Consider the following 26,790-nt stretch of genomic DNA (forward strand, 5'->3'; position numbering starts at 1 on the left):
CACGACGGCCGGTCCCCTGTCGGGGCCGGCCGTCCGTGCGCCAAGATGGGACCGTGACCGGGGAACAGCACGAGGGACCGCACGTCGTCGCGGTGAGCAGGGACGACGAGCACCGCTTCAGCAAGCCCGTCGTCGACGAGGTCGTCCTCGTCGCCGGCTGGGGCATCGAGGGGGACGCGCACGCCGGCACCACCGTGCAGCACCGCTCCCGGGTGGCGCGGGACCCTTCGCAGCCGAACCTCCGGCAGGTGCACCTCGTGCACGCCGAGCTGTTCGACGAGCTCGAGCCGACCGGGCACCACGTGGCACCCGGGGAACTCGGCGAGAACGTGACCACCCGCGGCGTCGACCTGCTCGGGCTGCCGACCGGCACGGTCCTGCACCTCGGCGCGGACGCACGGGTGCGGGTGACCGGACTGCGCAACCCCTGCCAGCAGATCAACGACCACGACCCGGGACTGCTCCGCCGGGTGCTCGGACGGGCCGAGGACGGCACGGTCGAGCGGAAGGGCGGCGTGATGGGCGTCGTGCTCGCGGGCGGCGTCGTGCGTGCCGGTGACCCCGTCGTCGTCGAGCTGCCCGAGGGCGTCCAGGAGCCGCTGCAGCCGGTCTGACCCCGCCGTCGTCGCGGGCGGGCAGTCACGAGGTCCGGGCCGGGGTCAGTCGCCCGACATCGCGATCGCCGACATCCTCGCCATCAGGGACCGCGGCACGAACCGGTGCACGTTCGCCACCGCCGCGTTCGCCCCGCCGGACACCACCGTCGGACCGCCGGCGCGACCGAACGCCCGGAGCCCGACCGCCGCGACCTGCGCCGCCGTCTGCCGGCCACGTTCGAGGAACCGTCCCTGGGCGCCGCCGCGCGTCGCCGCGTCGAAGAACCCGGTCGACGTCGGTCCCGGGCAGAGCGCCAGGATGCGCACGCCGGACCCGCGGGACTCCTGCCAGAGCGCCTCGGTGAACGACAGCACGAACGCCTTCGTCGCGCCGTAGACCGCCATCGACGGGGTCGGCTGGAACGCGGCGGTCGACGCGACGGTCATCACCCCGCCGACCCGGCGCGCGAGCATCGGCGGCAGGAACGCGTGCACGAGCCGGACGACGGCCGTGCAGTTCAGGTCGACCTGGGTGCGGAGCCGCTCGTCGGTGGCGGCGACGAACGCGCCGTGGTCGCCGACGCCGGCGTTCGCCACGAGGACGTCGACCCGGACGTCGGCGAGCGCCGACACGACCCGGTCGACGCCGTCCGCCTGCGCCAGGTCAGCGGGCACCGTGGTCGCCTCGACGCCGTGCTCCGTGCGGATCCGGGACGCGAGCGCGTCCAGCCGGCCGGCGGACCGGGCGACGAGCACGACGTCGGCACCGGCGGCGGCCAGGCCGAGTGCGAGCTCCTCGCCGATCCCGCCGCTCGCGCCGGTGACGAGGGCACGGAGGCCGTGGAAGGGGCTGCGAGATCGGGGCATGCTCCATGGGTACACCCGGTGGGTGCGACCGGACGGGAGGCGCGGGGCGGGCCGGGCACGTGCCTCCCGTCCGCCCGTGGCCGGCACCGCGACCGTGGTGACGGCTACGGGGCGGGCTGCGCTCCGGGCGGGACGATCGACTCGAGCAGCCGCAGCACCCGCTCGCCGTCCACCGCGTCGGGGTCGAGCAACCACTGCACCTGCAGGCCGTCGGACGCCGCGATGCTCAGGCTCGCCAGGTCGATCGGGTCCAGGTCTGCCCGGATCCGCCCGGCAGCCTGGTCCGCCGCGATGAGCTCCGCCAGGTCCGCCCGGAGGCGGGTGAACCGCTCCCGCATGAAGTCCCGCGTCGTCGGGTGTCCCTCCTGCACGGCGTCGGCCGCGAGGGTCGTGTAGAGCTGCACGAGCCCCGGCACCCCGCGGTTGCGCGAGGCGCTCTCCCGCATGTCGCCGATCGCCGACTTCAGCCGGTCGGGGGCGCCCTGCTCGCGGACCTCGTGCTCCCGGTACACCGCGAGCAGCAGGTCGTCGCGGCTCGGGAAGTAGTGCCGGAGTGCGGCGTGCGTGATGCCGAGCGCATCGGCGACGGAGCGCAGGGACGATGCGTCGACGCCCTGCTCGGCGACCATCCGGATCATCTCGTCGAGGATCTGCGCACGTCGCTCGGCACCCTTGCGGTACCCACCGCGTCGGGGTGGGGTCGCGTCCTCGTCGACCTCGTGCGTCATCCCCCCAACTTACCGCTGGAAGGTTTTCGCGCCACCCCGGGTCAGGCGGGGTCGACCGTGTACTCGTCGACCGGTGTCGGCCGCCCGCCGACCAGGGCGTCGGTGATCTGGTCGAGGCACCGGGTGAGCACGGCGTTGTCCTCGCTCGACAGGTGGTCCATCACCTCGACCACGGCCTCGTGGAACCGCGCGTACGACGAGTCGATCTTCGCGGCGGCCTGCACCGTCGGCTCGAGCACCTGGGCCCGGCGGTCCGTGGGGTGCGGCGCACGGACCAGGTCGCCCTTCGCGACGAGTCCGTCGACGATCTTCGTGACCGACGCGTTCGAGACGCTGAGCATGACCGCGAGGTCCTTCGGTCCCATCGACCGTCCGTCGCGGTGCGCCTGGAGCAGGTAGCGGACGGCCAGGAACTCGTTCTTCGTCAGGCCGCTCTCGGTCCGCGCCTGCTCGAGCTGCTGCTCCTCGGCGTGCTGGAGCCGGAGGAGGGCGTCCACGGCGACCTTGGCCGCACGCGAACGGGGCTCACGGGCGTAGAGGTGCGTGTGCTCTCGGCGGACGACGGTCAGCGGCATCGGCTCGTGCGGTCTCTCTGTCGGGTGGTCGGCCGACGCGGCGGGTCAGACCGCGGTGGCCGTGAAGAAGTCAGCGTACGACGGTTCGGAGCGGCGCGACAGGAGCGACGGGTCCTGGATCCGGCGCTCGACGTAGGCGTCGATGACCGCGGGGTCGGTCAGACCGACGCGGGTGTGCGTCGCGCCGGCTCGTGTGGTGTGCGGCATCCCGGTGTACGTGCTGTGCATTGTGATCCCGCCTTCCCGTGTCGTGGTCGTCCTCGTCCGGACGCGAGAACTGTTTCACGACGCGAACTACTTGTGCAACGAACTGTTCGATTTCTGTACATTCTGCACGGGAGCAGCGACGCCACCAGCGGCGACAGCGACGACCGCAGCCGTCTGTGAACACCTCGTGAACGCATGTTTCACAGTCGTCAAAACTCGTGAACTGATCGTCCATCCGGCCCTACGCTGCCCGATGTGTCCTCCGCCACCACCCCCCGCCCCGTGCTCGTCCTCGACTTCGACGGCACGGTGTGCACGGGCGACGCCCCGGTGTGGGCGTACGCGGACGAGGTCACGGCCGCGCTCCGGGGACGCGGGTTGGAGACCGCTGCCGACACGGTCCGCGACGGCCTCCGCGCCTTCCTCGACGGTGCGCCGGACGCCCCCGCGTGGGCGGACGGGTACGAGGCCGTCGCCGAGCTCGCCGTCGCCGCCGACCCCGCCGCCGCACCGCTGCTCGAGGACGCCTACCGCCGCAGCCGGTCGGCCCTCGCGGACGGACGCCTCGCCGTCACCGCCCCCGAGGGACTCGCCGCACACCTCGCCGAGATCGGCGAGCACGCGGACCGGGTGCTCGTGACGAACGCGCCCCTCGCCGGCGTGCTCGAGACGCTCGCCGTCCTCGGACTCACCGAGGTCGTCGACGCCGTGCACGCCGAGGCCCGGAAGCCCGGGGGCTGGGACCTCCTGCTCCCCCGACTGCTCGAGGGCCGCCGCCCGGGCGACCTGCTGTCCGTCGGCGACATCTGGGCGAACGACCTCGCCGCGCCACGCGCCGCCGGGTGCCGGACCGCCCTGATCGACCGGTTCGGGCACGCCGCCGGGCCCGCCGACCTGGTCGCCCGGTCGTTCCCCGAGCTCTACGCCGACATCGCCGCGTGGTCCCGGGACCCCGCCGCGGTCCCCGTGCCCGCCGCCTCCTGACCGCACCACACCACACCCGCTCAGCCCCACACCAGAACGGAATCGTCATGCCCCTCCGCACGACCACGCTCGCGACCGCCACGGGCGTCGCCCTCCTCGCCACGCTGGCGCTCTCCGGCTGCGGTGCCTCGCAGCAGACCGCCTCCGCCGGATCCTCCGGCACCGCCGCGGCCGCGTGCACCGGCCGCTCCGACGACTCGGCCGCCGCGCCGAAGTCCCTCACGCTGGCGCTCGTGCCGTCCGGCGACGCGAAGAAGCTCGTCGAGACCGTGAAGCCCCTCGAGGAGGCCCTCACGAAGCGCCTCGGCATCCCCGTGAAGGGCGTCATCACCCAGGACTACCAGGCGTCGGTGGAGGCGATCGGCAGCGACCAGGCCCAGATCGGCATGCTCCCGAGCCTGCAGATGAGCCAGGCGTGCGACAAGTACGGCGCGGTCCCGGCCCTGCAGACCGAGCGGAACGGCAAGCACAGCTACGCCGCGCAGTTCTTCACGAACGACCCTGACAAGTACTGCTCGGACACGCCCGTCGCCGGCACGAACGGGATGCTGTACTGCAACGGCACCCAGTCGGGCACGGGTCCCGCCGGGCTCGACGCGCTGAAGAAGCTCAAGGGTGCGAAGATCTCGCTCCTGCAGGCCGCCTCGCCCGCCGGCTACATCTTCCCGGTCGCCGCGATGAAGGCCGCCGGCCTCGACGTCGACAAGGACGTCTCGGTCACCCAGGTCACCGCGAACGACGCGAGCGTCCTGTCCGTGTACAACGGCGACACCGAGGTCGGCACGAGCTACTGGGACGCCCGCAGCGTCGTCGCGACGGACACCCCCGACGTCGGGAAGAAGGTCGTCGTGTTCGCGCTGACCGACGAGATCCCGAACGACGGCGTCTCGCTGTCCTCCGGCCTGAGCAAGCAGTGGCAGCAGAAGATCACGACGGCCATGAAGGACTACGCCGGCACCGCGGAGGGCAAGCAGGCGCTCACCGCGATCTACCAGATCACCGGGCTGACCGACGCCGACCCGGAGGCGCTGACGAAGACGCAGCAGACCGCCGCGACCATCGGGCTCGGCTGATGACGACGCCCGACCGGACCCACAGCGAGCGGGGAGGTGCCGGCATCCGCTTCTCCGACGTCGGCGTCACCTACCCGAACGGCCACCACAGCCTGCGCGGCATCGACCTCGACATCACCCCCGGCGAGATGGTCGCCGTCGTGGGTCTGTCGGGCGCCGGCAAGTCGACGCTCATCCGCACGATCAACGGCCTCGTCCCGATCACCTCCGGCGGGATCACCGTCGGCGACACCCGGGTGGAAGGCCTCCGGGGCCGGGCGCTCCGGGACCTGCGCGCGGACGTCGGCATGGTCTTCCAGGGGTTCAACCTCGCCAAGCGGACCACCGTCCTGAACAACGTGCTCATGGGCCGGCTGCACCACACCTCGGCCTGGCGGTCGCTCCTCGGCGCGTGGCGCCGGGACGACGTCGAGCTCGCGATGCAGGCCCTCGAGCGGGTCGAGATCGTGCAGAAGGCGTACGTGGGCGCCGCCGAGCTGTCCGGCGGGCAGCAGCAGCGCGTCGCGATCGCCCGGACCCTCGCGCAGCGGCCGCGGGTGGTCCTGGCGGATGAGCCGGTCGCCTCGCTCGACCCGCCGACCTCGCACGTCGTGATGCGCGACCTGCAGCGGATCAACGCCGAGCTCGGCATCACGGTCGTCGTGAACCTGCACTTCCTCGACCTCGCCCGTCGGTACGGCACCCGGCTCGTCGGGCTCCGCGCCGGCGAGGTCGTCTACGACGGCCCCGGGGCCGACGCCGACGAGTCGGTGTTCGAGGCGATCTACGGCCGGTCCCTCACCGCCGAGGACGTCCTCGACGCGCCGGCGGTGCAGCTGTGACGACGGCGGACGCGACGCGGTCCGGCGGACGCACCCCGCGCCTCCAGGCCGACGGCACGGGCCGTCCCCGCCGGCCACGCACCCTCGGACGCACGCTCGCCGTCGTGGCGGTCGTCGCCGCGATCACCGTGTGGTCCGCGATCGCCGTGCAGGTCGACGTCGCAGCCCTCGTGACCAACGCGCGGAACGCGTCCGCCACCCTGGTCCAGCTGGTGCAGCCGGACTACTCGTTCATCCCGGAGACGCTCCCCGCGCTCCTGCAGACCGTGCAGATGGCCGTCGTCGCGACGGCCGTCAGCACGGCCGTCGCGATCCCCCTGTCCTTCGCGGCGTCGCGCGCGACGAACCCGAACGGACCCGTCCTGGCGGCCGTCCGTCTCGTCATGAACGTCGTCCGCAGCGTGCCGGACCTGCTGTTCGCGTCGCTGTTCGTGACGGTCGTCGGGACGGGTGCGCTGTCCGGTGTCCTCGCGCTGGTGCTGTTCAACGTCGGGATCCTCGTGAAGCTCGTGTCCGAGGCACTCGACGGTGTCGACCGCGGCGGACAGGAGGCCGCCCTGGCGGCCGGTGCCACCTGGTTCCGCGCGAACCGCGCCGCGGTGCTCCCCGAGGTCGCCCCGTCCGCCGTGTCGCAGGTCGTCTACGTCCTGGAGCTCAACATCCGCGCGTCCACCGTCATCGGCCTGGTCGGCGCCGGCGGGCTCGGCATGCTCATCGACAAGGTGCGGACGTTCTACCAGTACCACTACCTGAGCACCGTCATCCTGGAGGTCCTCGCGCTCGTCGTCCTGCTCGAGCTCCTCAGCTCCGTCACCAGGAAGCGGCTCCTCCGATGAGCGTCGCCGTCGGCCCGACCCCGACACGCCCCGGCTCCGGCACCGGCCGGGAGGCACGCCCCACCACCGCGCGCCCGACCCGTCCTCGTCGGGTCGGCCGGGCGCTCGTCGCGGTCGCCGTCGTCGCGGTCGTCGCCGCCGCCTCGTTGGGGGTCGACCTCGACTGGGGCGCCCTGCCGGCGCTGCCCGCGAAGTCCGCGCACCTGCTCGGGCTGATGTTCCTGCCCCCGGCGTGGTCGGCACTGCCGGACGCCCTGTCCGCCACCCTGCTGTCCGTCGCGATGGCGTGGTTCGGCACGGTGCTCGGTGCCGTCGTCTCGCTGCCGCTGTCCCTGCTCGCGACCGACCGGCTCGCGCCCGCGGTCGTCCGGGTCCCGCTCCGTGCGGTCTTCGCGGTGCTGCGGGCGGTGCCCGAGGTCGTCATCGCCGTCCTGATGCTGTCCGTCACCGGCCTGACCGCGTGGACCGGGGCGCTGGCGATCGCGATCGGGTCCGTCGGCACGCTCGGCAAGTGGGGCTACGAGGCGTTCGAGTCCGTCGACCGCGGGCCGGTCGAGGCGACGACGGCCGTGGGGGCCTCGCGGTGGCAGGTGATGCGGTGGGGCGTGTGGCCGAGCGCCCGGCCCGACGTGCTCGCGTTCTGGCTGTACCGCTTCGAGATCAACGTCCGGGCGTCGGCGATCCTCGGGCTCATCGGTGCCGGCGGCATCGGCAAGATGCTCGTCGACAACGTGCAGTTCCGCGTGTGGGACGTCGTCGGGATGCTCCTCCTGGTGATCGTCGTCGTGACGATGGCGATCGATCAGCTCAGCGGCGCGGTCCGCACCCGGATCATCACCGGGCGGTGGGGCTTCCCGCTCGTCGGGACGATCCGTCGGGGTCACGGGACGCGCCGGACCCGTAGGGTCGAGCCGTGAACGACCAGCCGGGCGCGGTCATCGCCACCATCCGGAGCCTCATGCCGTCCCTGCTGCCGACCGAGCAGACCGTCGCGGCCGTGCTGCTCGAGCGCTCCGCCGAGATCGTCGAGCTGAGCGCGCAGCAGGTCGCTGACGCCGCCGGGGCGTCGCGCGCGACGGTGGTCAGGACGTGCCAGAGCCTCGGGTACTCCGGGTACCAGCAGCTCCGGGTCCTGCTCGCGCGGGACGCCGCAGCCGCTCCGGTGCGTGCGACGGGAGCGACGCCGGACGGTGCCGCCGGTATCGTCACCGCGACGTTCACGCAGCTCGCCGACCGAGTGCACGACATGACGGCGCTCCTCGACGGCGGGGCGCTCGACCGTGCGGTCACCCTGCTCGCCGACGCGCGCCGGGTCGTCATCGTGGGCAACGGCCTGTCCGCGCCGCTCGCGCAGGACGCCGCCGCCCGGCTGACGAGCATCGGTCGCCCCGCCGAGGCGCAGTCCGACGTCATCGGACAGCAGATCAGCGCGCGGCTCCTCGAGCCCGGGGACCTGCTCCTCGTGGTGAGCGGGAGCGGGGCGAACGCGCTGACGCTCCGAACCGTCGCCGCCGCCACCGCGGCCGGGGCGGACGTCGTCGCCGTGACCGCGTTCGGCCGGAGCCCGATCGCGCAGGCCGCCACGGTCGCCCTCGTCGTGACGATGCCGGACCTGACGTTCCGCGACGAGCTGACCCTGGCGTCGCGGTTGCCGCAGGCGATCCTCGTCGAGGGGCTCGTCGCGGCGACGGCGGACCGGCTCGGGGACGTGGCGATGCGGGCGAAGGCACTGGCGCTCGACGCGATCAGCGCGAACCTGTCCGACTGACGCCGGGCGCACCGGGCCGCATCCGGGCACGCCGGGCCGCATCCGGGCACGCCGGGCCAGGATGGGGACCATGTCCTACATCGCCGCGGACGACCGCTACGACTCCATGCCCTACCGCCGGACGGGCCGCTCCGGCCTCGACCTGCCACTGCTCTCGCTGGGCTACTGGCACAACTTCGGCGACGACAAGCCGTTCGAGACGCAGCGGGCCATCAGCCGCCGGGCGTTCGACCTCGGCATCACCCATCACGACCTCGCGAACAACTACGGCCCGCCCTACGGCGCCGCCGAGCTGAACTTCGGCCGGCTCATGCGCGACGACTTCCGCCCCTACCGCGACGAGATGGTCATCTCGACCAAGGCGGGCTGGGACATGTGGCCCGGCCCCTACGGCCAGGGCGGCGGGTCGCGGAAGTACGTGCTCGCCTCGCTCGACCAGTCGCTGCAGCGGATGGGCCTGGACTACGTCGACGTCTTCTACTCGCACCGCCTCGACGCCTCGACCCCGCTCGAGGAGACGATGGGCGCCCTGCACACCGCGGTCCAGCAGGGCAAGGCGCTGTACGTCGGCATCTCGTCGTACGACGCCGAGCGCTCCCGCCAGGCTGCCGAGATCCTCCGTGACCTCGGGACGCCGCTCCTCATCCACCAGCCCTCGTACTCGATGCTCAACCGCTGGATCGAGGACGAGGGCCTGCTCGACGCCGCCGGCGACGTGGGCTTCGGCGTGATCGGGTTCACCGCACTCGCCCAGGGTCTGCTCACCGGGCGCTACCTGGACGGCGTCCCCGAGGACTCGCGCGCCGCGGCGGGCAAGTCCCTCGACGCAGGCTCCCTGACCCCGGAGGTCGTCGAGCACCTGCGCGCGCTGAACGGCATCGCCGAGGCCCGCGGGCAGAGCCTGGCGCAGCTCGCCCTGGCGTGGGCGCTCCGCGACGAACGGGTGACCTCGCTCGTGATCGGCGCCTCCCGCGTCGAGCAGCTCGAGCAGAACGTGGCGGCGCTCGGCAACCTGTCGTTCACCGCGGACGAGCTTGCGGCGATCGACGAGCACTCCGTCGGCGTGCTCGACGTCGACCTGTGGTCGGGCGCCCGCTCGGGCCAGGTGAGCTGACCGCTCGCCCGGGCGCAGCAGCCCGGTACGCTACACATCAGTGGGGCGGTTCGCCGGGTCGTCCTGCGGGCAAGACTGAAGCCCACCACCGCGGCAACGGTGATGGGCTCCGGGTTGCCCTCCGAGTGGAAGGCCGAGGGCGCACGACCGCCCCCGAGTTCACTTGCTCGGGACCAGCATACGCAGGTCCGCCCGCGTGTGCAGCCCTCGGCCGCTTCCGCTCCTCGTGTCCGCCGGCCCTGACACGGAAGGTGGTCTCGATGTCGAAGGACACCGAGCCCGACCGCAGGCGTCAGGTGCCGTGGCTGGGGATCGCGAGCTTGCTCGTGACCCTGGTCCGGCTCCTGCACGACCTGTGGCGGAAGGGCCAGTAGGCTCGGCGGCCCGTACCCGATCGGGTACGGGCCGCTCCGGTCTCCTGAGTCAGAGGGCCCCGGGGACGTCAGGCCAGGCCGAGGCGCTCGTCGAGCAGCGCCAGGAGCCGCTGCCGGAACGGCACCGCCGACCAGCCGTGGTCCGCGCCGTCGACGACCGTGAGCGTCGCCCCGGGCAGGAGCTCGGCGTAGCGGCGGCCGTACGACACCGGGACGATCGCGTCCTCGGTGCCGTGCACGACGTCGGCCGGGCCGGTGTACCCGGCGGCCGGGCCGTAGACGTCGAGCCCGTCCTGGACGTCCGCGATGAACGCCGTCCCGAGCACCATCCCGCCGAAGTCGAACCACCCCTGCTCGCGCGCCGGGGCGAGGGGCTGCCCCTGGATCGCGTCGTGCACGGTGATGTCGTCGACCACGACGCCGGCTGGTGACCACAGGGTCAGGGTCCGGACGGCCTCCGGCACCCGGGCTGCGGCGAGCGCCGACTCCACGGCGCCCAGGCTGTGCGCCACGACGTGCACGCCCTGCCCCCGGTCCGCGGCGCGGATCATCGCGACGACCTGTTCCACCTCGTCGCGGAGGGTGATGTCCGCGAACTCGCCGTCGCTGGCACCCTGGCCGAGCCGGTCGTGGCTCCGGACGAGGGCGCCGCGGGCGACGAGGTGTCGGGCGGTCTGCACGAACAGCTGGTGCCCGCCGAGGGCACTGTCGCTGAACCCGTGCACGAGGAGCACGACGGGGGCGTCCGGGGCGGCGCCGTCCTGCGGTTCCCACTGCCAGCCGCGGATCGTGCGACCACGGTGCTCCAGGGTCGTCGGGGTGGTGCGGGGGTCCGTCCCCTGCAGTGGCACGGTGCCCATCAGTTCGTCCGGTCCGCCCAGCCGGCCGGCAGGTCGCCGGGAGCGGTGTCGACGACGGTCTCGTCGTCCTCGCCGACGTGCTCGAACCGGGTGATGTGGGCGAACTCCGGCACGACGTAGATCGGGTACGTGGGGCCCTCGTCGCGGTAGCGCTGCATCTCGTCCAGGTGGTCGTTCTGGAACAGGACGGTCTTCGAGCCGTCGAGCTCGATCCAGCGTGGGAAGAAGATCGTGCCGTGCAGCACGCGCTGCTCGGGCAGCACGTTGACGACGACGCTCGTGCCGGTGGGCTCGTTCCACGAGACCTTGTAGACGCCCGGCGCGAGGGCGACTAGGTCGACCGTCTGGTCCTTCACCCACCGGCCGCCGACGTGCCCGGTGTGGATCCGGTAGTCGATGGTCGTGGCGTTCTTGACGTACATCTCGTACTGCCAGCCGTTGGCGTACGTGTAGATGAACCGGTGTCCGACGATGCCGGAGAGGTCCTGGGGCGGTTCCGGGTGCTCGACCGAGGTGGTGGTGTCCATGTCCTCGAGTGTGCTCCCGAAGTAGTTTTGTTGCAAACAAAACTTGCTGGTAGGTTGCCGAGCATGACGGGTACAGGCGACGAGACCGCTCGGATCGCCCGACGACTGAGCGACCGGATCGGTCCGTTCCGCCGGACCCTGCTGCGGACCTCCCGCGCCGTGGCGGACCTGCCCGACATCCCGGACGCGCAGGTCGAGGTGCTCCGCGCCCTGGCTGCCGGAGCCGCTGCGGCTCCGGGCGCGGACGCTCCGGGTGCCGCCCCTTCGGCCCTCGCGACCCGCCTCGGCCTCGCCCGATCGACGGTGAGCAACCTCGTGTCCGCGATGGAGCAGTCCGGACTCGTCGAGCGTCGACTGGTCGGGGGCGACGGTCGCCGCACCACCGTGCACCTGACCCCGCTCGCGGTCGACCGCCTCCGCACGTACGACGACGCGGCGACCTCGGTGCTCGTCGACGCCCTCGGGCACCTGTCCGCGGAGGACGTGCACGCCCTCGCCGCGGCCCTCCCCGCGCTCGAGCGCCTGCACCGCGAGATCACCCCGCCGCCGGCGCCCTGACCGGCACCGCGCGACCCTCAGCAACCTCGAAGCGATCCTTTGGCACTCCTGAGGCAAGAGTGCTAAAACGGACGCCAGTTGAGTCGAGGGGACTCAACGAGGACCACGAAGGAGTTGATCTCGATGACGATGCAGTTCGACCCGTTCCGCGAGCTCGACCGACTCGCAGGCTCCCTGCTCGGAGCCGGCGCCGGTGCACCCCGGTCGATGCCCATGGACCTCTACCGCAGCGGTGACCACTACGTCCTCGACGTCGACCTCCCGGGCATCGACCCGGGCTCGGTGGACGTGGACGTGGACGGTTCCGTCCTGACCATCCGCGCCGAGCGCACGCTCGGCGCGCCCGAGGGCTCGCAGTGGATCACGCGCGAGCGCCAGCCCGGCACCTTCGTGCGGCAGCTCACGCTCGGTGACCACCTGGACGCCGAGCGCATCAGCGCCGCCTACGACAACGGCGTCCTGAGCGTGACCATCCCGGTCAAGGAGTCCGCGAAGCCCCGCAAGATCCAGGTGTCGACCGGAGGCGGCGCCCAGCAGCTCGCCGTCGGCTCGAGGGGCGAGTGACCGGGAGGGCACGGCAGCGATGGCAGCACTCGGCAACGCGCTCCTCGCCGTCGGCGTCCTGACGGCAGCCCTCACCGCGACGGCCCTCGACCGTCGCACCGCGGCACTCCTCGGAGCCACCGGCGGCACCGTCGGGAGCTTCCTCGCGTGGCTCCTCGCCCCGCAGGCCTGGACCGGCTCCTGGCTGCTCCCGTGGATCGCCGCCGCAGCAGGGACGGTCGCGGTCGTCGCCGGGTGGGCGGCAGCTCGCGCGTACACCGGCCTCACCCGCCCGCCGCGGGAACACGAGGACGACACGACGAGCATCACCACCCTGCCGGGCTGAGTGGATGACGGACCACTCCTCGTGGAGCGTGTCCTGCACGAGCCCCGCGGTCTTCTCGACCACGTTCGGCAGCTCGGTCGTGCCGGAGAACCGCACGTCGGGGTGCGTCGGCGGCGGCATCGGTAAAGAGGACGTCGGTCCGTCGTGGTACGAGTACTCGCCCTTGCCGTCGAACCAGGGGCCGCTCGCCCAGGGCCCGTCCGCGGCCGCGGCGCCGTCGGAGAAGTTGAGGTACTGGAGGCTGGATCGCGCGGGGGCGGTGGCCGGATCGCGCGGACGGGCATCGTCAGCGCGGCCTACCGTGGCCGTCATGGACCTCGAACTCACCGGCCGTGTCGCGCTCGTCGTCGGCGGCCAGGGCTACATCGGCGCCGTCGTCGCGGAGACCCTCCGCCGCGAGGGCGCGACCGTCGTCGTCGCCTCCCGCAGCGCCGGCGGCCCGGACGCCGTCATGATCGACACCGCGTCGCAGGCCTCCGTCGACGCGGGGGTCGCCCGCGTGCTCGAGCAGCACGGCCGCATCGACGTGCTCGTCGTCACGGCAGCGCCCGCCGCCGGCACCCTCGACCCCGAGAAGGCGTCGGATCCGGAGCAGGTCGCGACCGCGATCGACGGCAAGGCGCTCGGGTTCCTCCGGGTGGCGAACGCCGTGCTCCCCCACCAGCAGCGCGCCGGCTCCGGCCGCGTCGTCGTCATCAGCGGGCAGAACGCCTACCTCGCGGGGAACATCACGACCTCGCTGCGGAACGCGGCGACGAGCATCATCGCGAAGAACCTCGCCGACCAGGTCGTGGGGTCCGGCGTCGCGGTGAACGTCGTGAACCCCGGCACGGTGACGGACGAGCCCGCAGCCGACGTGCAGCAGGGGGCCGGCGGGGAGTCGAGCCCGCAGCAGATCGCGGACCTGGTCGCGTTCCTCGCCTCACCGCGTTCCGCGGTGAGCGGCGAGTCCGTGTCGATCGCGCACCGCGTGCGCGGGCAGCTCACCATCTAGACGGACCACGGGACGGACGGGAGGCACGTGGTCGCGCGACCACGCGCCTCCCGTCCGTCACGGCCACGCGTCCAGGACAGCCTCGACCACTCGAGCGGCGACCCGCATGAAGCGGTCCCGCCAGGTCCTGGGGCGGATCGGCTCCGGCTGCGCACGTCGGAACAGCGCCGCGGGGACGACAGCACGGCACAGGGTCGCCCCGGGTTCGGCCTGCCCGTGGTCGCGGTCGAACACGCACTCGTCGCAGACCGCGCTCGTCGACGTCGGAGCACCCGGGTGCTCCTCCCACGGATGCCCGCACGTCGGGCAACTCGTCTCCCGGAGGCGGCGGCGAAGCACGCGCGAACCGACCTCGGAGGAAGCACCGGTCGTCACGTCGCGATGATGCCACGGTTCTCGTGCCGGCCGGACGTTCCGAGCAGTCGACACGGTCCTCGACCGGTGCGCGCTTCGTCCTCGCGGACGAGGCCGTTCGTCCCTCCGCACGATGCCGGAGGGGCATCCACCACGGGAACCTGGGTGCCATGGAGAGCTCGACCAAGCACGTGATCGCCACCCTCGTGACCTGCGCCGCCATCGTCGCGGTCACCGCCGCCGCCCTCGTGGCGATGTCGCCCGTCCCGTGACCGCCGCCACGCCCGGCCGTCGTGCGATGATCGACCCGTGAGGGACGGGCGCGGGTTCACCAGACCGCTGCCCCTCCGCAGTGTCGTCGCCGACGTCACCTGGGCGCTCCTGGCCGCGCTGGTGTTCCTCGCCCCGATCGACCTCGAACTCGAGCACGCGAGCCTGCCCGCCGTCGCGACCGCCACCGCCGCGATCGCCGTCCGACGGTTCTCGCCGTCCGGCGCGATGCTCGCCGCGGTCGCCCTCGGGGTCGTGCAGGTGCTCGGCGGCGAGCGCCCCTCCCTCGTGGACCTCGCCCTGTTCGTCGTGATCGGCAGCGTCGCGATCGTCGGCACGCGGCTGGAGGTCGTCCTCGCCGGTCTGCTCGCGGTGGTGGCCGGAGCGACCGCCGCGATGTACCTCTCCAGGACCGGTTACCGCTACGCGCTCCTGCTGAACAGCGGGCCCACGGACCAGGCGGTCCTCGTGCTCGCCGCTCCGACCCTCGCGCTCGTCGCGGTCTGGGCATCCGGACTCGCGACCCGGGCCGTCCGGTCGCAGAACGCCGAGTCCGTCCGTCGCGTCGACGCCGAGGCAGCCGCCTCCCGGGCGGAGGCGGTGGCGAACCGCGCCGAGGCCGTCGCCACGCGCGCGGTCGACGAGGCCGAGGCCGAGCGCATCCGCGCCGACATCGCCCGCGACGTCCACGACGTCGTCGGCCACTCCCTCGCGGTGATCATCGCCCAGGCCGACTCGGTGCCGTTCCTCGACGACGAGGCCCGCATCCGCGAGGTCAGCGCCACGATCGCGAGCACCGCCCGGAGCTCCCTCACCGAGGTGCGTCAGGTCCTCGGACACATCGACGGCTCCGACGCCACCGCCGACCCGACCTCGTTCGAGGAGATCGTCCGGGGCATCCGGGACGCCGGCGTCGACGTCGAGCACGCCGTCCGCGGGACCGCCCGACCACTCGGGGCCGTGCACGGGACCGCTGCCAGACGGGTGCTGCAGGAGATGCTGACGAACGCGCTCCGGCACGGGGTCCCCGGCGGCGCCGTCGAGGTCCGGGAGACCTGGCGCTCCGCCGACCTCGTGCTCGAGGTCGAGAACGCCGTGCCCCGAGCCGCCCTGCCCGTCGGCGACGGCCTGGGGATCGACGAGCTCGCGGCGCACCCGCGGGGCTCGGGCCGGGGGCTCACCGGCATGCAGACCCGACTCACCACGATCGGCGGCTCGTTCGACGCCGCCGTGCTCGACGACGTGTTCACCGCACGAGCACGCATCCCGTTCGACGTCCGAGGGGGGACGAACCGATGACCGACCCGATCCGCATCCTGCTCACCGACGACCAGGCACTGTTCCGCGCCGGGCTCCGGGTGGTGCTCGACGCCCAGGAGGACATGGTCGTCGTCGGCGAGGCCTCCGACGGCGCCGAGGCCCTCGCCGCGATCCCCGAGCTCCGCCCCGACGTCGTGCTGCTCGACATGCGGATGGCCGGGGTCGACGGTGTCGAGACGGTCCGGCGGCTGTTCGCGGACGACGGGCCGGTCGGTGCGCCGCTCCCCCGGGTGATCGTGCTCACCACGTTCGGCCTCGACCCCGCAGCGGCGACCGCGATCCGCCTCGGCGCGAGCGGGTTCCTGCTCAAGGACACCACCCCGCCCTTCCTGTTCGCCGCCGTCCGCGCCGTGCACGAGGGCAGCTCGGTCATCGCACCGAACGACCTGACGCAGCTGTTCGGCGCCGACGTCGAGCGCGCCCCGGCACCGCAGCCGCCGGCGTTCCAGACCCTGACGGACCGGGAGCGGATCGTGTTCGGGTGGGCGTCCCGCGGGCTGTCGAACGCCGAGATCGCCGCGAAGGAGTTCGTGACCGAGTCCACCGTGAAGACGCAGATCTCGAGCATCCTCGGCAAGCTCGCTCTGCGCGACCGTGTGCAGCTCGTCGTGTACGCGCACGACCACGGGCTCGCCGGGGCACGCGAGCCCTGACCGATGTCGCGCAGCCTCGGCAACCAGCTCTCGCTGCTCGCCGGCATCGCGGTCTTCGCCCTGCCGGTGGCCGCAGTCCTGCTCGTCGTGTGGTTCGGACTCGTCGGGCTGTCCGTCGCCGCACTCCTCGGTCTCGTGTCGGCGTCCGCCAGCGCCGCCTTCGTGTCGTTCGCGGTCTACTCGGTGGTCTACGGCCGGATGCGGCACGGCCTGTCCCCGACCGCCGTCGTCGTGCACGGCGCCGGACTGCGGCGGGACGGCACGGTCACCCCGCTGCTGCGCGGCCGGCTCGACCGTGCGCTCCGGGTGTACCGCGGTGAGCGCGACCGGGGGAACCGTCCGCTCCTCGTGCCGTCCGGCGGGCAGGGGTCCGACGAGGTCCGGTCCGAGGCGTCGGCGATGCGGGAGTACCTGCTCGAGCAGGGCGTCCCGGCGCAGGACGTCCTGGCAGAGGACCGCTCGACGACCACCCGCGAGAACATCGAGCGATCGACCGAGCTCCTCCGCGACCACGGTCGGTCGGGGCCGGTCCTGCTCGTCACGAGCGACTACCACGTGCTGCGGACGGCCTCGTTGGCCCGCAGCTCGGCGCGGACGCGCAGGTCGTCGGTTCCCGGACCGCCCGGTACTCCGTCCCGAGCGCGTTCCTGTGCGAGTTCGTCGCGTTGCTCGTCGAGCACCGTTGGGTCAGCGTGATCGCCCTCGGACCGTTCGTCGTGCTCGCAGCGGCCGTCGTCACCGGGCAGCTCGTCGGCGTCCGCTGACGGTCGGGAACGGGTCGGGGACGCGCCGACGACGGGTCGGCGCCGGTCAGGGGACCTGCACGAACCGCAGCGCGCCGCGCTCCCGCTGCCGGAAGCCGAGGTGCTCGTACAGGTCGATCGCCCCGGTGTTGCCCGCGGCCGCGTGCATGAGCGGCACCTCACCTCGGGCCCGTATGCCGTGCGCCACCGCGAGCACCAGCCGTCGACCGAACCCCTGCCCGCGGTGCTCGGGGTCCGTGCAGACGGCGCTGATCTCGGTCCACCCCGGCGGGTGCAGCCGCTCACCGGCCATCGCGACGAGCCGCCCGCCGCGACGGATGCCCAGGTAGGTCCCGAGCTCGATCGTCCGCGGCAGGAACGGTCCGGGCTTCGTCCGCTCGACCAGGGCGGTCATCTCCGGCACGTCGTCCGGCGTCAGCACGACGGCCTCGTCGTCGGGTTCTCCTGCCACCGACTCCCCCGTGAGCTGCACGCCGCCGGCGCTCTCGACGGGCAGCCACCCCGCCGGCGTGACGTCATCCAGTCCGACCCGCACCACGGCACCCGAGCCGGCGAGCACCCGGACGTCCTCCCAGTCGTCCGGTGTCGCCCGGGCGGGGATGCCGATCCACACGGACACGTCCGGCAGGTACCGGACGATCCTCCCGCGCCACTCGGCGAACCGCGCGTGGTGGGAGTCGAGCGCCGCGAGCGCCGGGTTGTCGAGGACGCGCGTCGGGGTGCCGTCCGCGGCCCGGGACAGGTCGAGGGCCCACAGGTCCACACCGCGGTCGTCGTCCCGGAACCCCAGGTCGGCCAGGAGTGTGCGCTCGGCTTCGGTCCACCCGGTCGTGTCGGCGAGCACCCCCACCGCGAAGCGGTCGCGTGCCCGGTCGACCACGGCCGCGACGTCCGACGGGCGCGCGGTCGGGAGCTCCCCCGGACGGACGGGCAGGGCGGTGTCGGCGGTGGTCGTCATCCACACATCCTCCGCCCAATGCGTCTGTCCACAGGCATCGTTGCCCCTCGTGACGCGGCCGACCCGAGCGGCTACCGTGCCGACATGGGGTGGGGACGAACCCGGCTGACGCCGGAACAGCGCGAGGCGGTCCGGCGGGTGCTGCCCGACGCCGAGGTCGTCGCCGACGAGTCGTGGGGGCTGCTCGACACGGTCGTGCTGCACGTCCGGGCCGCTGGATCGGAGTGGACGGTCAAGGCGTCGGGCCCCGACAACACGCACTTCCCACGCGAGCTCGAGGCACACCGCGGGTGGACGGCCGCCCTCGTGGCCCACGGCGACGCCGGGCGGCTCCGCGCCGCCGACGAAACCGCACGGGTCCTCGTGCTCGAGCGGGTGCCCGGGCGTCTCGCCCTCGGCACCCCCGACGAGCACGACCCGGCGGTGCACCGGCAGGCCGGGCAGCTCCTTCGGCGACTCCACGACCAGGCGTCCCGGCCCGACGCGACGTGGCTCGAGCGCGAGCGTGCGAAGACGACGGGTCTCCTCGACCACCCGCACGGCATCCCAGCCGACCGGGTCGATCGGCTCCGCACCCTGCTCGCCCACCACCCCGTCGGCCCGGTGGTCCTCGTCCCGACCCACGGCGACTGGCAGGCGCGGAACTGGATCGTCGACGACGGTCGGCTCCGGGCGATCGACTTCGGCCGGTTCGCGTTCCGCCCGGCGATGACCGACTGCACGCGCGTCGCCGTGCAGCACTGGCGGCACGAGCCGGCGCTCGAGCGCGTGTTCACCGACGGCTACGGCGGCGACCCGCGGACCGCCGACGCCTGGCGCTGGCTGCAGCTCCGCGAGGCGATCGGCACCGCGGTGTGGGCGCACGCGGTCGGGGACCGCCGGTTCGAGCAACAGGGAAACGACATGCTCGCCGATGCCCTCGCGGCCTTCACCGACGACCGGTGGTGAGCGGATGCGGACGGTGACCGGACGACGGTCGCGCGCGGCGCGACGGACGGGATCCGCGCCTCCAGTCCGGGGGACGCGCGCGCAGACGGACCGCCGGCCAGGAGGCCCGTGGTACGCCCGCCGCGTCGCTGCCGTCACCCCGTGGCCGGCTCGCGATCACCTGCGCGCCGGCCGTCACCGAGAATGCGAGAAGGCCCCCGGATTCCTCCGGGGGCCTTCTCCTGCGTGGTGCGCGAGGGGGGACTTGAACCCCCACGCCGTTTCCAGCACACGGACCTGAACCGTGCGCGTCTACCAATTCCGCCACTCGCGCCAGCCCGGCAACATTAGCACGCTGCGGAGTGCCTCCATGACCACGTTCAGACGCGCACCGGGGCCAACCACTACCATGCAGGGGTCCCTGACCGACGACACTGGAGACACATGGGCCTGCTGGACAGCTTCGAGCGAGGGTTGGAGCGCGCCGTGAACGGCGCCTTCGCGAAGACCTTCCGCTCCGGCGTGCAGCCCGTCGAGATCTCCAGTGCCCTCCGGCGCGAGCTCGACACGAAGGCCGCCGTGGTCTCGCGGGAGCGCATCCTCGTGCCGAACGAGTTCACGGTGCGCCTCGCGCCGCCGGACCACACGCGCATGCACGACATCGGGCGTCCGCTCATCGACGAGCTGTCCCAGATGGTGCAGCAGCACGCCGTCGCGCAGAACTACTCGTTCTCCGGTCCGGTGACCATCCGACTGCAGCAGGACGGCACGCTGTCGACCGGCATCCTGCAGATCGACTCGTCGACCGTGCAGCGGGACGTCGCCTGGGTCGCCGTCCTCGACATCGGGTCGCAGCGACACAAGCTGCACCGGGGCCGGACCGTCATCGGTCGCGGGACGGATGCCGACATCACGGTCGCGGACACCGGCACGAGCCGCAAGCACGTCGAGATCGTCTGGGACGGCAAGCACGCGCAGGCCAACGACCTCGGCTCCACGAACGGGTCGAAGCTGAACGGCGAGCGCTTCCAGCAGGCGATCGTCGAACCGGACTCCACGATCGAGATCGGTCGTACCCGTATGGTGTTCCGGGTGATCCCCGAGAACGACGGAGGTGCTCGATGACCACAGGGCTGACCCTGCTCGTCCTGCGCTTCGCGTTCCTCGCGGTGCTCTGGCTGTTCGTGTTCGTGATCGTCTTCGCCCTGCGGAGCGACCTGTTCGGCCAGCGCGTCCGCACCATCCCGACCGATCCCAAGGCCGGTGCCTCCGGTCCGACGACCCCCGCGATACCGACGGCGGCCCCCGCGGCCGCGTCCGCATCAGCCGGGGCGTTCACGGAACTCATCGGCCAGTCCCCGGGACCGACGCAGGCCACCGCAACCGGGGTGGCCACGCGACTCGTCATCACCGAGGGCTCCCGCGAGGGCATGGAGATGCCGCTCGGCGGCGGGCCCATCACGATCGGGCGCTCGAGCGAGTCGAACGTCGTGATCCGCGACGACTACACCTCGACCAACCACGCCCGCCTCGAGCTCCGCGCTTCCGGCTGGGTCCTCACCGACCTCGACTCCACGAACGGCACCTTCGTCGACGGGCAGAAGGTGACCGCCCCCGTCACCGTCGGGGAGCGGACGCCGATCACCATCGGGACGACGACGTTCGAGCTGCGGCGGTAACCCGGACATGACGGCTCGCACGCTGAGCGCCGCTGTGTCCCACGTCGGGCGCATCCGCGCCAACAACCAGGACTCCGGCTACGCCGGCGCCCACCTGTTCGCGGTCGCGGACGGCATGGGCGGGCACGCCGGCGGCGACGTCGCCTCGGCGATCGCGATCCGGCGCATCCGCGAGGTGGACCGCGAGTTCCCCTCGGCGCACGACGCCGAGTTCGCGCTGCAGTCGGCGCTCATCGCGGCGAACCAGCTCATCACCGAGACCGTCTTCGAGCACCAGGAGCTCACGGGCATGGGCACCACGGTGTCCGCGCTCATCCGGGTCGGCGACCAGATCGCGATCGCGCACATCGGCGACTCCCGCATCTACCGCATGCGCGACGGGGAGCTGCAGCAGATCACCTCGGACCACACGTTCGTCCAGCGACTCGTCGACAGCGGACGGATCACGCCCGAGGAAGCCGCCGTGCACCCGCGCCGCTCGGTCCTCATGCGCGTGCTCGGTGACGTCGACGCCGCGCCCGAGGTCGACACGGCCGTGATGGACATCCAGCCGGGCGACCGCTGGCTGCTCTGCTCCGACGGCCTGTCGTCGTACCTCGCCGAGGAGCGCATCCGCCACGCGCTCGCGTCGACGATGGACGCGAACCAGGTCACGCAGCGGCTCGTCAAGGAGACGCTCGACCACGGCGCCCCGGACAACGTGACGGTCGTCGTGATGGACGTCACCGACGCCGAGGTCGACGACTCCGACGACGCCGCCACGACCGTCGGGTCCGCCGCCGCGCCGCTGACGTTCGAGGCGGCGACCGGCCGCAAGCCGATCCGCCTCCCCACGATCCTGCTGCACCCGCTCAAGGTCTCCACCGCGCCGGAGGACTCGCACTTCGAGCCCGAGTCCGACCAGTACTTCGCGGAGCTCATCGCCGAGGACCGCCGTCGTCGTGTCCGTCGCCGGATCGCCTGGACGGTCGCGCTCGTCGCCGCCGTCGCGCTCCTCGTCGGCGCGGTCTTCCTGGGCTGGCGGATCATCCAGGCGCACTACTACGTGGGCAGTGACCGCGGCACCGTCGCGATCTACAAGGGCGTCCAGCAGTCGATCGGTCCGATCGCGCTGTCGGACGTCTACGAGGACAGCGACATCTCGGTCCGCTCCCTGCCCGAGTACACCCGCGAGAACGTCCGCTCGACGATCAACGCCACGTCGCTCGACGACGCCCGCGAGATCGTCGAGCGCCTGCGCAAGGCCGCCGAGACCGGGCAGGACCAGGCCGGGACCGGCGGGGACGGCGCATCGCCGTCGCCGACGTCCACGGCGTCGCCCACGCCGACGGCGTCCCCGACCCCGGGGTCCGGCGGATGAGCGCCACGACCTCCCAGTCCTTCACGCAGGCGATCACGATCAAGCTGCGTGAGCCGGCCCGCGCCCGCAACCTGGAGCTCGTGCTGCTCGTCATCGCCTGCGGCATCTGCGCCGGGGCGATGGTCCTCGTGCAGCTCGGCACGAAGGGTCGGCTCTTCGACACCGGCGTGCTCTGGGTCGGCGCGGGCATCCTCGGGCTCGCGCTCGTCATGCACGTCGTGCTGCGGGTCGTCGCGAAGAACGCCGACCCGTTCGTCCTGCCGGTCGCGCTCGTGCTCAACGGCATCGGCATCGCCGAGATCTACCGGATCGACGTCCACAACGGCCTGACCGGCTGGGACGCGATCGGCGTGAAGCAGATCGTCTGGACGATGCTCGCGATGGTGCTCGCGACGATCACCGTCGTCGTGGTCCGGAACCACCGCTTCCTGCAGCGCTACCGCTACATCTTCATGGCGCTGACGATCTTCCTGCTGCTCATGCCGATGCTGCCCGGGATCGGCGAGAACATCGGCGGCGCCCGGGTCTGGATCCGCATCGGCCCGTTCTCGTTCCAGCCGGGCGAGCTCGCGAAGATCACGATGGCGCTGTTCTTCGCCGGCTACCTCGTCACGGCCCGCGACTCGCTGTCGATCGTCGGTCGGAAGTTCCTCGGCATGACCTTCCCGCGTGCCCGGGACCTCGGTCCGATCCTGGTGATGTGGGGCGCCGCGATGGCGGTCCTCGTCTTCCAGCGCGACCTCGGCACCGCACTGCTCTACTTCGGGCTGTTCCTGGTGATGATCTACGTCGCCACCGGCCGGCTCAGCTGGGTCGCCATCGGTCTGACGCTCTTCGTCGGCGGCGCGATCGTGGCGCAGGCGGCGCTCGTGTACGTGCGCGGCCGCTTCGAGCAGTGGCTCGACCCGTTCGACCAGACCATCTACGACCGCGCGACGCAGGGCAGCTACCAGCTCGTGCAGGGCCTGTTCGGCTTCGCGAACGGCGGCATCACGGGCACCGGGCTCGGTCAGGGCCGCCCGTACATCACCCCGGTCGCGAACGCCGACTACATCGTCGCGTCCCTCGGCGAGGAACTCGGCCTGATCGGCGTCTTCGCGATCCTGGCGCTGTTCATCGTCCTGGCGTCCCGAGGCCTCCGGGTCGCGTTCATGGCGCAGGACGACTTCGGCAAGCTGCTCGGTGTGGGCTTCGGCTTCACGATCGCGCTGCAGGTGTTCGTCGTCGTCGGCGGCATCACCCGGATCATCCCCGTCACCGGCCTGACGACACCGTTCATGGCCGCTGGTGGCTCCTCCCTCATCGCCAACTGGATCATCGCCGCGATGCTGCTGCGACTGACCGACGCCATCCCCGCCGAACAGCGCGTCCAGCAGGGTGCGATCCCCGCACCGCGGGGGAAGGCCGCGCGCAGGAAGGAGGCCAGCCGGTGAACCGACAGCTCCGCGGCGTCTCGACCGTGATCGTGCTCATGTTCGTCGCGCTCTTCGTGTCGACGACGTCCATCCAGTTCTTCGCGTCCGACTCCCTGCGCGCCGACGCACGCAACTCCCGCACCATCCTCGACAGCTACTCGACGAAGCGCGGCGCCATCCTCGTGAACGGCAGCCCGATCGCCGAGTCGACGCCGTCGGACGACCAGTACCAGTACCAGCGCAAGTACACGAACGGCGCGCTCTACTCGGCCGTCACCGGGTACTTCACGATCGGCCAGGGCAACGCCGGCATCGAGAGCGCCGAGAACGCCGTCCTGTCCGGCAACTCCGACGCGTCGTTCTTCCAGAACCTCAACGCGATCCTGACCGGCCAGGACGTCCAGGGCGACAACGTCAACCTGACGATCGACCCCGACGTGCAGCAGGCCGCGTACGACGCCCTCGGGCAGAACACCGGCGCGGTCGTGGCCATCCAGCCGAAGACCGGCAAGATCCTCGCGATGGTGTCCAAGCCCGACTACGACCCGAACGCGCTGACCTCGCACGACACCGCGGCCGTCAAGCAGCAGTACGACGCGCTGCTGGCACAGAGCCCGACGCCGCTGCAGAACCGCGCCATCGGCGGCGACCTGTACACGCCGGGATCGGTGTTCAAGCTCATCGTCGCCTCGGCCGCGCTCAAGGACGGCAAGTACGACCTCGACTCCGAGTTCCCGAACCCGTCGCGGCTGCAGCTGCCGGGCACGAGCACGTACATCAACAACGCCGAGGGCGGTTCCTGCGGTGGCGGCGACACCGTCAAGCTGCGGACCGCCATCCAGTACTCCTGCAACATCCCGTTCGCCGAGCTCGGGCAGAAGCTCGGGTACGACGAGATCAAGTCGATGGCCGACGAGTACGGCTTCGGCGACCAGATCGAGGTCCCGATGAAGGCGACCGCGAGCCAGTACCCGGACGTCGACTCGACCGCCCAGCTCATGCTGAGCGCCTTCGGCCAGGCCAGCGTGCGCGTCTCGCCGCTGCAGATGGCGATGGTGTCCGCCGGGATCGCGAACGGCGGCAAGGTCATGCAGCCGTCCCTCGTCGACTCGATCACGACGAGCGACCTCAAGACCGTCGAGTCCTTCTCGCCGAAGCAGTACAGCGACCCGCTGTCCGCCTCGGAGTCGGCCGACCTGACCGAGGCGATGCAGAGCGTCGTGAACGCCGGGACCGGCACCAATGCCAAGATCGACGGTGTCGACGTCGCAGGGAAGACCGGCACGGCAGAGGGCGGTACGGGCAGCCCGTACACGCTCTGGTTCACGGGGTTCGCCCCCGCGAAGGACCCGGAGGTGGCCGTCGCGGTCGTCGTCGGCAACGGCGGCGGGCTCGGGCAGTCCGGCGTCGGCAACACGGTCGCGGCCCCGGTCGCGAAGAAAGTCATGGAGGCGGTGCTGAACAAATGAGACCCACCAGCGGACTCACCTTCGGTGGGCGGTACCAGCTCTCCTCCCGCGTCGCGATCGGCGGCATGGGCGAGGTCTGGCAGGCCACCGACCTGGTCATCGGGCGGACCGTCGCACTCAAGATCCTCAAGGACGAGTACCTCGGTGACCCGGGCTTCCTCGAGCGCTTCCGCGCCGAGGCCCGGCACGCTGCGCTCGTCAACCACGAGGGCATCGCGAACGTCTTCGACTACGGCGAAGAGGACGGCAGCGCCTACCTCGTGATGGAGCTCGTCCCCGGCGAAGCCCTGTCCACGATGATCGAGCGCGAGCACACGCTCCCCGTCGACAAGGTGCTCGACATCGTCGCGCAGACGGCGAACGCGCTCCAGGCCGCGCACGCGGTCGGGCTCGTGCACCGCGACATCAAGCCCGGCAACCTGCTCATCACGCCGGACGGTCGCGTCAAGATCACCGACTTCGGCATCGCCCGCATCGCCGACCAGGTCCCGCTCACCGCGACCGGCCAGGTGATGGGCACGGTCCAGTACCTGTCGCCCGAGCAGGCGAGCGGTCACCCCGCGTCGCCCTCGACGGACGTCTACTCGCTCGGCATCGTGGCGTACGAGGCCCTCGCCGGTCGCCGTCCGTTCACGGGCGAGTCGCAGGTCGCCATCGCGATGGCGCACATCAACGAGCAGCCGCCTGCGCTGCCGTCGGACGTGCCGGAGCCCGTCGCCGCCCTCGTGCTGTCCTGCATCGCGAAGAAGCCGGCCGACCGTCCCGCGACCGCCGCGAACCTGGCACGTGCGGCACAGGCGCTGCGCCGCGGGGACGTCGCCGCGGCCACGGTCGCGGTGCCCGCGATCGGCGGTGCCGGTACGGTGGCGTTCAACCCGCCGCAGGGCCAGGGCGACGACCAGGCGACGGCGCTCATCGGCACCCAGGCCGGTTCACTGAGCGGTCCGCCGCGGACGCCCGGCTCGCCCGTGACGCCCGAGGACGAGGAACCGAAGAAGAAGCGCGCCTGGATCTGGTGGCTCGTCGGTGCCCTCGCGGTCCTGGTGATCGCGGGCGTCATCGCAGCCCTCGCGCTGAACAACGGCGGCTCCGCGGACCCGACGCCGTCGGCGACCGCCACCCAGTCGACCCCGAAGCCGAGCAACACCCCGACGCCCAGCCCGACCCAGGTGCGCCAGTTCCTCGACAAGTCGCAGTACGTCGGGCAGCCGACGGACCAGGTGCGCTCGGCGCTCGAGGGGCTGGGCTTCGTCGTCGACGTCCAGGACGGCAGCCCGGCACCGACCGCCGACCAGGCGAACACCGTCGCCGACCTGACGCCGACCGGCAGCGTCGTCGAGGGCACGACCATCACGGTCACGCAGTACACGACCCCGCCGACGGCGAACAAGCCGAACACCCCCACGGCGGGCCCGGTCTCGAGCAGCGGCTCGGTCACGTTCAGCTGGTCCGCCGCGACCTGCCCGGACGGCTACTCGGTGTCGAAGTACTCGTGGAAGGTCACCGGCGGGAAGGACGCCTCCGGCGCGACCTCCGGCGACACGAGCTCGACGGCGGTCACGATCCAGGCGGACGCCGCCGGCGACGACGTCACCTTCACGTACAACGTGACGTGCGGGAGCCTCGCCGCCTCCGAGGACTCGGACCCCGCCACCGCGACGTGGACGGTCACGCCCTCCCCGACGCCCACCGGCAACGGGAACGGCACCGGCAACGGCAACGGGAACGGCTCGTCGAACGGCTGATCGCCACCCGGACGGGGGCTTCCGACACCGTTGCGTAACGGTTGTCCGGAGGTCCCCGTCACCAGCCTCCCGCCAGGAAGTGCTGCCGTACACTGTCCCGGACGG

General features: G+C 72.3%; 29 protein-coding genes, 1 tRNA gene and 1 pseudogene. 22 read left to right on the forward strand and 9 right to left on the reverse strand.

All coding sequences use genetic code 11. The features are described 5' to 3' along the window. Positions 1-53: 53 nt before the first annotated feature. Complete coding sequence (locus DEU32_RS15100) at positions 54-614, forward strand: MOSC domain-containing protein (RefSeq protein ID WP_114851270.1); 561 nt, start codon at positions 54-56, stop codon at positions 612-614. A gap of 45 nt (positions 615-659) precedes the next feature. On the opposite strand, the gene DEU32_RS15105 is transcribed toward DEU32_RS15100, so the two are convergent. From DEU32_RS15105 to DEU32_RS15120, 4 genes are all read right to left on the reverse strand, one after another. After that, a complete protein-coding gene (locus DEU32_RS15105; RefSeq protein ID WP_114851271.1) occupies positions 660-1,463 on the reverse strand; it encodes an SDR family oxidoreductase in 804 nt (267 codons plus the stop codon). Positions 1,464-1,567: 104 nt separating this feature from the next. After that, complete coding sequence (locus tag DEU32_RS15110; RefSeq protein ID WP_114851272.1) at positions 1,568-2,191, reverse strand: TetR/AcrR family transcriptional regulator; 624 nt, start codon at positions 2,189-2,191, stop codon at positions 1,568-1,570. Between the two features lie 41 nt (positions 2,192-2,232). Next, complete coding sequence (locus DEU32_RS15115; protein WP_114851273.1) at positions 2,233-2,766, reverse strand: MarR family winged helix-turn-helix transcriptional regulator; 534 nt, start codon at positions 2,764-2,766, stop codon at positions 2,233-2,235. A gap of 45 nt (positions 2,767-2,811) precedes the next feature. After that, the gene (locus DEU32_RS15120; RefSeq protein WP_058741066.1) at positions 2,812-2,994 is read right to left on the reverse strand and encodes a hypothetical protein; all 183 of its coding nucleotides are present in this window, start codon (positions 2,992-2,994) and stop codon (positions 2,812-2,814) included. Between the two features lie 234 nt (positions 2,995-3,228). On the opposite strand from DEU32_RS15120, the gene DEU32_RS15125 reads away from it, so the two are divergent. From DEU32_RS15125 to mgrA, 7 genes are all read left to right on the forward strand, one after another. Beyond that, positions 3,229-3,957, forward strand: coding sequence for an HAD family hydrolase (locus DEU32_RS15125; protein WP_141859665.1), 729 nt, complete (start codon positions 3,229-3,231; stop codon positions 3,955-3,957). Positions 3,958-4,004: 47 nt separating this feature from the next. Then, positions 4,005-5,030, forward strand: coding sequence for a phosphate/phosphite/phosphonate ABC transporter substrate-binding protein (gene phnD / locus DEU32_RS15130; RefSeq protein WP_114851274.1), 1,026 nt, complete (start codon positions 4,005-4,007; stop codon positions 5,028-5,030). Next, on the forward strand, positions 5,030-5,851 hold the full coding sequence (gene phnC, locus DEU32_RS15135; RefSeq protein WP_114851275.1) for a phosphonate ABC transporter ATP-binding protein: 822 nt from the start codon (positions 5,030-5,032) through the stop codon (positions 5,849-5,851). Before phnD ends, phnC begins: the two co-directional genes overlap by 1 nt. After that, the gene (phnE, locus tag DEU32_RS15140; RefSeq protein WP_114851276.1) at positions 5,848-6,687 is read left to right on the forward strand and encodes a phosphonate ABC transporter, permease protein PhnE; all 840 of its coding nucleotides are present in this window, start codon (positions 5,848-5,850) and stop codon (positions 6,685-6,687) included. Before phnC ends, phnE (DEU32_RS15140) begins: the two co-directional genes overlap by 4 nt. Next, positions 6,684-7,604, forward strand: coding sequence for a phosphonate ABC transporter, permease protein PhnE (phnE, locus tag DEU32_RS15145; protein WP_114851277.1), 921 nt, complete (start codon positions 6,684-6,686; stop codon positions 7,602-7,604). The genes phnE (DEU32_RS15140) and phnE (DEU32_RS15145) overlap by 4 nt, the downstream gene beginning before the upstream one ends. Beyond that, a complete protein-coding gene (locus DEU32_RS15150; RefSeq protein ID WP_114851278.1) occupies positions 7,601-8,455 on the forward strand; it encodes a MurR/RpiR family transcriptional regulator in 855 nt (284 codons plus the stop codon). Before phnE (DEU32_RS15145) ends, DEU32_RS15150 begins: the two co-directional genes overlap by 4 nt. 70 nt (positions 8,456-8,525) lie before the next feature. Beyond that, positions 8,526-9,569, forward strand: coding sequence for an L-glyceraldehyde 3-phosphate reductase (gene mgrA / locus DEU32_RS15155; protein WP_114851279.1), 1,044 nt, complete (start codon positions 8,526-8,528; stop codon positions 9,567-9,569). Between the two features lie 442 nt (positions 9,570-10,011). Here mgrA and DEU32_RS15160 read toward each other — a convergent pair whose 3' ends face one another. Further along, positions 10,012-10,803 (reverse strand): alpha/beta hydrolase, encoded by a 792-nt coding sequence (locus tag DEU32_RS15160; RefSeq protein WP_114851280.1) that lies wholly within the window; start codon positions 10,801-10,803, stop codon positions 10,012-10,014. Next, positions 10,803-11,330 (reverse strand): phenolic acid decarboxylase, encoded by a 528-nt coding sequence (locus DEU32_RS15165; RefSeq protein ID WP_114851281.1) that lies wholly within the window; start codon positions 11,328-11,330, stop codon positions 10,803-10,805. Before DEU32_RS15165 ends, DEU32_RS15160 begins: the two co-directional genes overlap by 1 nt. A 63-nt stretch (positions 11,331-11,393) precedes the next feature. On the opposite strand from DEU32_RS15165, the gene DEU32_RS15170 reads away from it, so the two are divergent. From DEU32_RS15170 to DEU32_RS17295, 3 genes are all read left to right on the forward strand, one after another. Then, the gene (locus DEU32_RS15170) at positions 11,394-11,888 is read left to right on the forward strand and encodes a MarR family winged helix-turn-helix transcriptional regulator (protein WP_058741059.1); all 495 of its coding nucleotides are present in this window, start codon (positions 11,394-11,396) and stop codon (positions 11,886-11,888) included. 123 nt (positions 11,889-12,011) lie between these two features. Continuing rightward, a complete protein-coding gene (locus DEU32_RS15175; protein WP_058741058.1) occupies positions 12,012-12,452 on the forward strand; it encodes an Hsp20/alpha crystallin family protein in 441 nt (146 codons plus the stop codon). 19 nt (positions 12,453-12,471) lie between these two features. Further along, complete coding sequence (locus DEU32_RS17295; protein WP_141859647.1) at positions 12,472-12,777, forward strand: hypothetical protein; 306 nt, start codon at positions 12,472-12,474, stop codon at positions 12,775-12,777. A gap of 15 nt (positions 12,778-12,792) precedes the next feature. Here DEU32_RS17295 and DEU32_RS17590 read toward each other — a convergent pair. After that, a pseudogene (locus DEU32_RS17590) lies at positions 12,793-13,014 on the reverse strand (manganese catalase family protein); the annotation flags it as partial. Positions 13,015-13,087: 73 nt separating this feature from the next. Between DEU32_RS17590 and DEU32_RS15185 the strand changes: the two are divergent. The 4 genes from DEU32_RS15185 (at position 13,088) to DEU32_RS15210 (ending at position 17,064) form a co-directional block, all read left to right on the forward strand. Further along, positions 13,088-13,771: an SDR family NAD(P)-dependent oxidoreductase gene (locus DEU32_RS15185; protein WP_114851322.1), complete on the forward strand. Its 684-nt coding sequence runs from the start codon at positions 13,088-13,090 to the stop codon at positions 13,769-13,771. Between the two features lie 663 nt (positions 13,772-14,434). Further along, positions 14,435-15,694: a sensor histidine kinase gene (locus tag DEU32_RS15200; protein ID WP_258554895.1), complete on the forward strand. Its 1,260-nt coding sequence runs from the start codon at positions 14,435-14,437 to the stop codon at positions 15,692-15,694. After that, complete coding sequence (locus DEU32_RS15205; RefSeq protein ID WP_114851284.1) at positions 15,691-16,368, forward strand: response regulator transcription factor; 678 nt, start codon at positions 15,691-15,693, stop codon at positions 16,366-16,368. The genes DEU32_RS15200 and DEU32_RS15205 overlap by 4 nt, the downstream gene beginning before the upstream one ends. 3 nt (positions 16,369-16,371) lie before the next feature. After that, entirely contained in the window at positions 16,372-17,064 is a 693-nt protein-coding gene (locus tag DEU32_RS15210) for a YdcF family protein (protein ID WP_114851285.1), read from the forward strand. Positions 17,065-17,178: 114 nt separating this feature from the next. Here DEU32_RS15210 and DEU32_RS15215 read toward each other — a convergent pair whose 3' ends face one another. After that, positions 17,179-18,090, reverse strand: coding sequence for a GNAT family N-acetyltransferase (locus DEU32_RS15215; RefSeq protein ID WP_114851286.1), 912 nt, complete (start codon positions 18,088-18,090; stop codon positions 17,179-17,181). A gap of 84 nt (positions 18,091-18,174) precedes the next feature. Between DEU32_RS15215 and DEU32_RS15220 the strand changes: the two genes are divergently transcribed. Next, positions 18,175-19,038, forward strand: coding sequence for an aminoglycoside phosphotransferase family protein (locus DEU32_RS15220; RefSeq protein ID WP_114851287.1), 864 nt, complete (start codon positions 18,175-18,177; stop codon positions 19,036-19,038). A gap of 226 nt (positions 19,039-19,264) precedes the next feature. Here the strand turns inward: DEU32_RS15220 and DEU32_RS15225 are convergent. Beyond that, a tRNA-Leu gene (locus tag DEU32_RS15225) sits at positions 19,265-19,351 on the reverse strand. A 110-nt stretch (positions 19,352-19,461) separates the two neighbouring features. On the opposite strand from DEU32_RS15225, the gene DEU32_RS15230 reads away from it, so the two are divergent. Genes DEU32_RS15230 through DEU32_RS15255 form a run of 6 tightly spaced genes read left to right on the forward strand, consistent with a single transcriptional unit; the run spans position 19,462 to position 26,685 of the window. Then, entirely contained in the window at positions 19,462-20,142 is a 681-nt protein-coding gene (locus DEU32_RS15230; protein WP_114851288.1) for a DUF3662 and FHA domain-containing protein, read from the forward strand. Next, on the forward strand, positions 20,139-20,696 hold the full coding sequence (locus DEU32_RS15235) for an FHA domain-containing protein (protein WP_058741049.1): 558 nt from the start codon (positions 20,139-20,141) through the stop codon (positions 20,694-20,696). Before DEU32_RS15230 ends, DEU32_RS15235 begins: the two co-directional genes overlap by 4 nt. Positions 20,697-20,703: 7 nt before the next feature. Then, complete coding sequence (locus tag DEU32_RS15240) at positions 20,704-22,056, forward strand: Stp1/IreP family PP2C-type Ser/Thr phosphatase (protein ID WP_058741048.1); 1,353 nt, start codon at positions 20,704-20,706, stop codon at positions 22,054-22,056. Continuing rightward, positions 22,053-23,489: an FtsW/RodA/SpoVE family cell cycle protein gene (locus tag DEU32_RS15245; protein ID WP_058741047.1), complete on the forward strand. Its 1,437-nt coding sequence runs from the start codon at positions 22,053-22,055 to the stop codon at positions 23,487-23,489. The genes DEU32_RS15240 and DEU32_RS15245 overlap by 4 nt, the downstream gene beginning before the upstream one ends. Then, the gene (locus DEU32_RS15250) at positions 23,486-24,940 is read left to right on the forward strand and encodes a penicillin-binding protein 2 (RefSeq protein WP_058741046.1); all 1,455 of its coding nucleotides are present in this window, start codon (positions 23,486-23,488) and stop codon (positions 24,938-24,940) included. The genes DEU32_RS15245 and DEU32_RS15250 overlap by 4 nt, the downstream gene beginning before the upstream one ends. Beyond that, positions 24,937-26,685 carry a protein kinase domain-containing protein gene (locus tag DEU32_RS15255; protein WP_114851289.1) on the forward strand — a complete coding sequence of 583 codons (1,749 nt, stop codon included), beginning with the start codon at positions 24,937-24,939 and terminating at the stop codon, positions 26,683-26,685. The genes DEU32_RS15250 and DEU32_RS15255 overlap by 4 nt, the downstream gene beginning before the upstream one ends. The last annotated feature ends 105 nt before the right edge of the window (positions 26,686-26,790 follow it).

Origin of the sequence: Curtobacterium sp. AG1037, assembly GCF_003349855.1 — a bacterium.
Taxonomy (GTDB): domain Bacteria; phylum Actinomycetota; class Actinomycetes; order Actinomycetales; family Microbacteriaceae; genus Curtobacterium; species Curtobacterium citreum.